This is a genomic window from Pseudomonas sp. FW305-28 (assembly GCF_017351395.1).
GTDB classification, from domain to species: Bacteria; Pseudomonadota; Gammaproteobacteria; order Pseudomonadales; family Pseudomonadaceae; genus Aquipseudomonas; species Aquipseudomonas fluorescens_AA.
In genome coordinates, this window is the sequence record NZ_JACNDD010000290.1 from 1 (window position 1) to 1,969 (window position 1,969).

Below are 1,969 nucleotides of genomic sequence, written 5' to 3' on the forward strand. Positions count from 1 at the left end.
TTCCGGATGTCTTCAAGCGCCGGGTCATGCCGACCAAGGCCCCGTCGGCCCCCGCTTCGTTGATGCGGGCCAGGCTGTGCGACGATCACTTGGGGGGAACCCTGGCGGCCGATCTCTACCAGCGCCTGCTCGACGCAGGGTGGATCGAGCAGTTCGAACAACGGGTGATCGTCACGCACAAGGGCGCCAATCAACTGGCCGAGCGTGGCCTGTTCATCCAGGCCCTGGCCCATCGCAACGCCCGTGTCGCCTGCCCTTGCCCGGACTGGAGCGAGCGTCGTCCGCATCTGGGTGGCGCACTGGGGGCAGCGGTGCTGCAACTGTTCATGCAGTCGGGTTGGCTGACTTTGCCCAACGATTCGCGGGCCTTGCAGGTGACGACGCTCGGCCAGCAGGAAATCCACCGGTTCGCCCGGCAGGATGCCGTAGAGATGGCGCTCTAGGGAACTCGCCTGGCGCGTCGCTCAGGGCTGTCGACAGGTCGTATTCAGCAATAGCCGCCTGCAAGGTTCGCGCACACTCGGTCCGGGGAATTTTTCGGATTGGGGAGACGGCAGCATGGACACTCACGGTTACAGCGCGGCGGAACGCCTGGAGCGGTTGCCCATCAGCGGGTATCACCGGGTGATTTTCATCATCATCGCCCTGGCGTTTTTCTTCGACTCCATGGACCTGGCGATGATGACGTTCCTGCTGGGCTCGATCAAAGCCGAGTTCGGCCTGAGCACTGCCCAGGCCGGTCTGCTCGCCAGCTCCAGCTTTTTCGGCATGGTGCTGGGTGCGTCGCTGTCGGGCATGCTGGCCGATCGTTTCGGGCGCAAGCCGGTGTTCCAGTGGAGCATCGTGTTGTGGGGCATCGCCAGTTACCTGTGCTCCACCGCCCAGGACGTCGAGACCTTGACGCTGTTTCGTATCCTGCTGGGGATCGGCATGGGCATGGAGTTTCCGATTGCCCAGTCGATGCTCTCGGAGTTGATCCCGGCCAAGCGTCGAGGGCGCTACATCGCCTTGATGGACGGCTTCTGGCCGCTGGGTTTCGTGGCGGCGGGGGTGCTGTCGTATTTTCTGCTGCCGGTGATCGGCTGGCGCGACATCTTCCTGGTGCTGGCGGTGCCGGCGGTGTTTGTCCTGGCGATTCGCTTCTTCATTCCCGAGTCGCCGCGCTGGCTGGAGCAGGCCGGACGGGGCGATGAAGCGGACGCGGTGCTCAAGCGAATCGAAGACAAGGTCCGGGCTTCACTGGGACGGCGTGAGCTGCCGGAGCCGATCCGCCTGCCGAGGGTCGAGAGCACACCGGGCAATTTCTTTTCGGCCCTGGCGCAGATCTGGTCGCCGCTGTATCGCCAGCGCACGATGATGATCTGGAGCGTCTGGTTCTTTGCCTTGCTCGGTTTTTATGGCCTGACGTCCTGGCTCAGCGCGTTGTTGCAGCAGTCGGGGTTCGCCGTGACCCAGTCGGTGTATTACACCGTGCTGATTTCCCTGGGCGGGATTCCCGGCTTCCTGATGGCGGCCTGGCTGGTGGAGCGTTGGGGGCGCAAGCCGGTGTGCATCATCACCTTGCTGGGCGGCGGGGTGATGGCGTTTCTGTATGGACAGAGCGCGGTGTTTGGCGGCAACGTCGGCCTGTTGATCGGCACCGGGTTGCTGATGCAGTTTTTCCTGTTTGGTATGTGGGCGGTGCTCTACACCTACACGCCGGAGCTGTACCCCACCTCGGCGCGGGCCACGGGTTCGGGCTTCGCTTCGGCGGTGGGTCGTATCGGTTCGCTGCTTGGCCCGCTGGTGACCGGGCTGGTGTTTCCCATCACCGGCCAGGGTGGCGTATTCGCCCTGGGTGCGTTGTGCTTCGCCGTGGCGGCGGGGGTGGTCTGGGTGTTCGGGATGGAAACCCGGGGCAAGACGCTGGAGGAGTTGAGTGAAGCGACCGCTGCCGACTAAACACAATCCCCCTTGTGGGAGCGAGCTT

Annotated in this window: 1 protein-coding gene and 1 pseudogene; both read left to right on the plus strand. The window is 64.0% G+C overall.

Going from position 1 to position 1,969, the window contains the following annotated elements; genetic code table 11:
* Positions 1–443: pseudogene (locus tag J4E53_RS30435) on the plus strand (transcriptional regulator); the annotation flags it as partial.
* Positions 444–558: 115 nt separating this feature from the next.
* Complete coding sequence (locus J4E53_RS30440) at positions 559–1,941, plus strand: MFS transporter (protein ID WP_060739318.1); 1,383 nt, start codon at positions 559–561, stop codon at positions 1,939–1,941.
* Positions 1,942–1,969: the final 28 nt, after the last annotated feature.